The sequence below is a fragment of the Micrococcus sp. APC 4021 genome (assembly GCF_030407635.1).
GTDB classification, from domain to species: Bacteria; Actinomycetota; Actinomycetes; order Actinomycetales; family Micrococcaceae; genus Micrococcus; species Micrococcus luteus.
Window position 1 is genome coordinate 1 of record NZ_JASDCZ010000136.1, and the last position, 5,890, is coordinate 5,890.

The following is a 5,890-nucleotide window of genomic DNA, read 5'->3' on the forward strand; positions in this document are numbered from 1 at the left end:
GGCCGCCGAGGACCGGCCCCGGGTCCCGGCGGTGCCCGCCTCCTCCCTCGTGCTGGTCCGGCCCGGGGCCGGCGGCGAGACCTCGGTGTTCACCGTCCGCCGCGCCGGGACCATGGCCTTCAGCGCCCACGCCACGGCCTTCCCCGGCGGCCGTGTGGACCCCGCGGACGACCTGCCGGACCGGCTGTGGGAGGGCACGGATCTGGCCGACTGGGGCCGGCGCCTCGGGCTGCCGCACGAGCCCGTGGACGCCCACGGCACCCTCGCGGAGCTCGACCCCGCCGAGGGCGCCGGCCGCGTGCTGGCCGCCGCCGTCCGCGAGACGTTCGAGGAGACCGGAGTGCTCCTGGCCCGGGACGCCGTCACCGGCACTCCCGTGGACCCGGCCCGGGTGGCCGCGTTCCCCGACGAGCTGCGCGACGCCGTCGAGCGCCACGAGGTGGACTTCGGGGAGCTGCTCGACCGCGAGGGGCTGCGCCCCGACGCCGGCGCGCTCGTGCCGTGGTCCCGGTGGATCACCCCGCACGGGGGCCCGCGCCGCTACGACACGTTCTTCTTCGCCGTCCACCTGCCGCAGGGCCAGTCCCCCGAGCGGATGTCCTCCGAGGCGGCCAGCCACGGCTGGGCGTCCCCCGCCGAGCTGCTGCGCCGCTTCCGGGCCGGCGAGGTCAACCTAATGGCCCCCACATGGTGGCAGCTGCGCACCCTGGTCGACGCCGGCGAGGACATCCACGCGGGCCGCTCCCGGTTCGAGCCCCTCGAGGGGGTCATGCTCGTGGCCGGGCAGGGGCCCGTGTTCCCCCACGCGGACGAGTATCTGCGTGACCTGATGGCGTTCCGCGCGGCCGCGCAGGTGGAGGAGTCCAAGGACAACATCCTCTGAGCGCTCCCGGCTCCGGGCCGTGCGGTGGGTGACGGGCCGGAGAGCAGCGCGGACCGCGAGCCGCGACCCCATGGCCTGCAGGGCCCCGTGCCCCTAGTCTGGTCTGCACTGGATCTCCCGGCTCCGCGCGTCCGGCCCGCACCCCCGGCCGCCGCGCGTCCCGCTCGCACCCTAGGAGCACTGCATGGCGCTCAGCGTCCTCGACCTGTTCTCGATCGGCATCGGCCCGTCCTCGTCCCACACCGTGGGGCCCATGCGTGCTGCCCGCCGCTTCACGGACAGCATGGGCCAGCACGGCGTCCTCGAGCGCACCGCCCGCGTGCACGCCGAGCTGTTCGGCTCGCTGGCGGCCACCGGCGTGGGCCACGGCTCGGACACCGCGGTGCTGCTCGGCCTGGCCGGCCAGGACCCCGAGACCATCGACCCGGACGCCTGCACCGGGCTCGTGGAGGAGATCGTCACGGGCGGCCGACTGCCCCTGGACGGGCGCCACGAGATCGCCTTCGACCGGCAGGGCGACCTGACGCTGCACATGCGCGAGTCCCTGCCCGGGCATCCGAACGGCATGCGTCTGACCGCCTACGACGACGCCGGCGAACAGCTTCACACCCGCGACTACTACTCGGTGGGCGGCGGCTTCGTGGTCACCTCGGACGAGCTCGAGGCCGAGCTGGACGCCACCAAGGACGTCAACCGCACCGACGACGGCGACACCGGCGAACCGTACCCCTTCTCCACGGGCGCCGAGCTCGCCGCCCGCTGCCACGAGGCGGGCCTGAGCATCGCGGAGCTCATGCTCGCCAACGAGGCCACCCGGCACGACCTCGACGAGCTGCGCACCCGGCTGCTGGCCATCTGGGCCGTCATGGAGGAATGCGTCCACAACGGCGTGTCCCGCACCGAGCCGATCCTGCCCGGCGGACTGCAGGTCCGCCGTCGGGCCCCCGCGCTGCGGGAGCACCTGCTGCAGACCACCGACCGCACCGACCCCATGTGGGCCATGGAGTGGGTCAACCTCTTCGCGCTCGCGGTGAACGAGGAGAACGCCTCGGGCGGGCGCATCGTCACCGCGCCCACGAACGGCGCCGCGGGCATCATCCCGGCCGTCATGCTCTACTACATGCGCTTCGTGCTCCCCGAGGGCGCCACTCAGCAGGAGCGGGACGACAAGGTGGTCGAGTTCCTGCTCACCGCGGCGGCGATCGGCATCCTGTACAAGCGCAACGCCTCCATCTCCGGCGCCGAGGTCGGCTGCCAGGGCGAGGTCGGCTCGGCCTGCTCCATGGCGGCGGGCGCGCTGTGCGCCGTGCTCGGTGGCACCGTGGACCAGGTGGAGAACGCGGCCGAGATCGGGATCGAGCACAACCTCGGGCTGACGTGCGACCCCGTGGGCGGCCTGGTCCAGGTGCCGTGCATCGAACGCAACGCGATCGCGTCGGTGAAGGCCATCAACGCGGCCCGGCTGGCGCTGCTCGGGGACGGCTCGCACCGGGTGACCCTGGACCAGGCCATCAAGACCATGCGCGACACCGGCGCGGACATGAAGTCCAAGTACAAGGAGACCTCGCGCGGCGGCCTGGCCGTGAACGTCATCGAGTGCTGATCGCCCGGGTCCGCGGCCCAGCGCCGCTCCGGTCGGGACGGACGGGGCACCCGTCCGCTACCGTGGGGCCCGACCCGCACCCTGCCCCCGAGCGCGAGAGGACCGACGTGGCCATTCATCCTGTGGACGCGACCCTGGAGGCCGCGAAGATCGATCCCGACCAGCGTGCCGAGAGGCTCAAGGGCGTGAAGCTCGACGGCGCCGGCTGGAAGTACGCGCTCACACGCGCGCTCAAGGAGTTCGGCAACGACGGCGGCACCGACCTGGCCGCGAAGCTCACCTACTACCTGGTGCTCTCGCTGGCCCCTTCCCTGCTGGCCGTGTTCTCCATCCTGTCCCTCGTGCTCGCCTCCAACCGCGGGGCCATCGACGATCTGCTGGGGGAGCTGACCGGCCTGGTCCCGAGCGACTACCAGCCGCTCGTCACGAACCTGGTGACCACCATGAGCGACTCGGCCGGCTCAGGCGGCGGGATCATCGCCCTCATCATCGGCATCGCGACCGCCCTGTGGTCCGCCTCCGCGTACGTGAAGGCGTTCAACCGCTCGGCCAACACGGTGTACGGCTACGAGGAGGGCCGCGGCCTGGTGAAGCTGACGCTGACCAACCTGCTCACCACGCTCATCCTGATCGTGGGCATCGTGGTCGTGCTGCTCTCGCTGGCGCTGAACCGCTCGCTCGTGGACGGCTTCCTCCAGCCGATCGCCGGGCCGCTCGGCATGACCGGCGTGGTGAACTTCCTCTCGGACACGTTCCTGCCGGTGTGGGCGTGGGCGAAGTGGCCTGTCGTCGTCGTGATCCTGCTGGTGCTGATCGCGACCCTGTACTACACCACCCCGAACGTCCAGAAGCCGCGCTTCCACCTCTTCGGCCCCGGCAACATCGTGGCGCTGGTGGGCATGGTGCTGGCCGCGGTGGCCCTGTCCGTGTACTTCACGCAGTTCGCCGGCTACTCGGCGTACGGTGCGATCGGCACGGTCATGGCGCTGCTGTTCGCCCTGTGGATCTTCAACATCGTGCTGCTGCTCGGCCTGGAGGTCGACGCCGAGGTGGAGCGTGCCCGCCAGCTCGAGGCCGGCCTGCCCGCCGAGGCTCGGGTGCAGCTGCCCCCGAAGGACGTGGCCGGGGTGGAGAAGCGCGCCGAGAAGCAGACGGCCGTCGAGGAGCGCGGCTACGAACTGCGGGCGGTCCACGAGGGCCGCTGACCGCGCCCGGCGAGGCGCCGAGCGCACGTTCCGCACCGACAACGACGGCCGCTCACCTGGCGAGGTGGGCGGCCGTCGTCGTGCGCGGGGCCCTCAGCGCTGGGCCGCGCGGTAGCCGTCCGCCTGGGCCGCGGCGGCGGAGGCGTAGCAGTTGCGCGCGTTGGTCCTGCCGTAGTGCTGCTGACCGGGCACGTGGTAGATGCCCGAGTTGTCGTTGGCCTTGACCGGGTGGGAGTCCGGGCACACGGAGTCGGCTCCGCGTACCGGTCCCGCGTCGCCGGACGCGGGGGCGGCTTCGGGGGCCGGGGCCGCCTCCGGGGCGGGGGCCGGGGCCGCCTCCGGGATGGGCTCGGCCGCGGTGCCGCACTCCCCGGAGAACCTGCCGACGCCGTTCGCCCGGGCCTCCTCCCACGCCGCCTCGACCTCGGGCAGGAAACGGTCGTTGCCGTCGAAGACCGCCGGCTCGCCGTAGCCCAGGCGGGCCATCTCGGCGTTGAGCAGGACGCCGTCGGCGTACACGCCGGCGAGGAGGCGGTCGTAGCGGTCGTAGAGCCGGCGATCGTACCGCAGCACCACCGTGTCGCCGGGGCTGATCATCGACTTCAGCGCCGCCGTCGCCTCCGGTCCCATGCACTCGACCGGCTTCGAGGGGTGGTGGGTCTCGGGGGTGTCGATGTTGAGCAGGCGCACCCGCGTGGACACCTCGCCGAGGGTCACGCGGAGCGTGTCGCCGTCCGAGATCGACTCGACCGTGACCACGTCTCCCTCGACGTCGGCCGGGGCGGCGGGCGCCGCCGGCTCGGCACTGCGGGAGCCCTCAGCGGCACGCGACTCGGCGGCCCCGCTCGAGGACGACGCTGCGGCGCGCGAGCTCTGCGCGGCGGAGGAGGAAGCGGCCAGCGACGACGCAGCGGCACGGCTCGTCGCGGCCGCGTCGACGGACGGGGTGGGCGTCGTCGGCATCGTGCTGACCGACGCGGAGGTGTCGGCATCGCTCGCCGGGGTGACGCCGTCGTCGGTGGCGGTGCAGCCGGTGAGCAGGAGCAGGGACAGTGCGGCCGCGGGGAGCGCCGCGCGCAGACGGGCAAGGGGCACGAGGATCCTGGAGGGGAAGGGACGGGGACATGACGAAGGCCCCGCCGTGAGGCGGGGCCTTCGGATCACCACATCATCGCATGTGGGAGGCACAGGTGTTGCCGCACGTCACGACAGCATCGGTCCCCGTTCCGTCAATGACGACGGGGGTCAGCGACGGCCGTCGATGGGGTCGCCGCCGCCGTCGAGTGCGTCGAGGACGAGGTCGCGGGCCTCGCCCGTCGCGGACCGGCGGGAGAGCAGCAGCGCGGCCAGCCAGCACAGCAGGACGATCGCGGCGCCGCCCCACGCCAGGAGGGCGAGGCTGCCCGAGAGCAGCCCCGTGCCGTCCGTGCGGCCGACGCCGATCCACACCAGACCCCACGCGAGCGCGAACGCCGGAGCCGGGCGGCCGCCGTTGTACACGGCGGTGAACGCGCCGATCAGCACCGCCACCACGAGCATCACCTTCGCCCAGAGGGAGGACTGCCCCGGATCGCCGACGACGCCGGTCGAGGCCAGCCACGCGGCCAGGTTCGCCACGGCGGCGATCGAGACCCAGCCCAGATGCAGTCCCTGCACCCCGTCCAGGAGGATCCGCTCACCCCAGCTGTGCGCGCGGACGGATTCGAGGAGCACCAGGATCCGCGTCAGGCACGCCAGCAGCAACGCGATCACCACGACGCTCAGCCCCAGCAGCCCGGCCTGCACCGTCCAGATCCACGCGGCGTTGAGCAGCACCGAGACCAGGATCCACGGTCGCAGGCGGTCGTGACGGGCCGACTGGGCCGAGGCGAGGAACTGCCACACGGCGTACGCCAGCAGGCCCGCGTAGATCACGGACCAGATGCCGAACGCGGGGGTGGCCGGGGACACCCAGGTGGCGTCCGGGCCGAGCCAGCCGCCCGCGGCCTCGGCCACGGGGGTCAGGCCGCCGACGACGCCGGAGCCCAGGAACGCGGCCACGACCGCGAGGATCACGACCACGAGCATGGCCACCCGGCCGCCCGTCGAGGACAGCCCCGTCCCCGAGCTGGGGACGCGCGCCGCGGCGTCGGGGCCGAAGGGGCTGCGGGACGGGCCGAGGTCGGTGGCGGTGCTCATGGGTGCTCCCGTGGGGTGATC

Annotated in this window: 5 protein-coding genes; 3 read left to right on the forward strand and 2 right to left on the reverse strand. The window is 73.3% G+C overall.

Annotated elements, in window-relative coordinates:
* The 3 genes from QL983_RS10005 to QL983_RS10015 all read left to right on the forward strand — a co-directional run.
* Window positions 1-883 (forward strand): NUDIX hydrolase (locus QL983_RS10005; RefSeq protein ID WP_290152787.1); only part of this gene is annotated, 883 nt, incomplete at its 5' end.
* 184 nt (window positions 884-1,067) lie between these two features.
* Window positions 1,068-2,486, forward strand: a complete 1,419-nt coding sequence (locus QL983_RS10010) for an L-serine ammonia-lyase (RefSeq protein WP_119217569.1) — start codon at window positions 1,068-1,070, stop codon at window positions 2,484-2,486.
* Window positions 2,487-2,593: 107 nt separating this feature from the next.
* Window positions 2,594-3,691 (forward strand): YihY/virulence factor BrkB family protein, encoded by a 1,098-nt coding sequence (locus QL983_RS10015; RefSeq protein ID WP_227717929.1) that lies wholly within the window; start codon window positions 2,594-2,596, stop codon window positions 3,689-3,691.
* Between the two features lie 93 nt (window positions 3,692-3,784).
* Here QL983_RS10015 and QL983_RS10020 read toward each other — a convergent pair whose 3' ends face one another.
* Together QL983_RS10020 and QL983_RS10025 are read right to left on the reverse strand one after the other, a co-directional pair.
* Complete coding sequence (locus tag QL983_RS10020) at window positions 3,785-4,786, reverse strand: thermonuclease family protein (RefSeq protein WP_290152794.1); 1,002 nt, start codon at window positions 4,784-4,786, stop codon at window positions 3,785-3,787.
* A gap of 150 nt (window positions 4,787-4,936) precedes the next feature.
* Window positions 4,937-5,869, reverse strand: a complete 933-nt coding sequence (locus QL983_RS10025) for a TspO/MBR family protein (protein ID WP_290152797.1) — start codon at window positions 5,867-5,869, stop codon at window positions 4,937-4,939.
* Between the last annotated feature and the right edge of the window lie 21 nt (window positions 5,870-5,890).

Bases quoted from the DNA above. Each gene is read 5' to 3' on its own strand.
- QL983_RS10010 (WP_119217569.1), top strand. From the start codon at position 1,068: ATGGCGCTCAGCGTCCTCGACCTGTTCTCGATCGGCATCGGCCCGTCC.
- QL983_RS10025 (WP_290152797.1), bottom strand. From the start codon at position 5,869: ATGAGCACCGCCACCGACCTCGGCCCGTCCCGCAGCCCCTTCGGCCCC.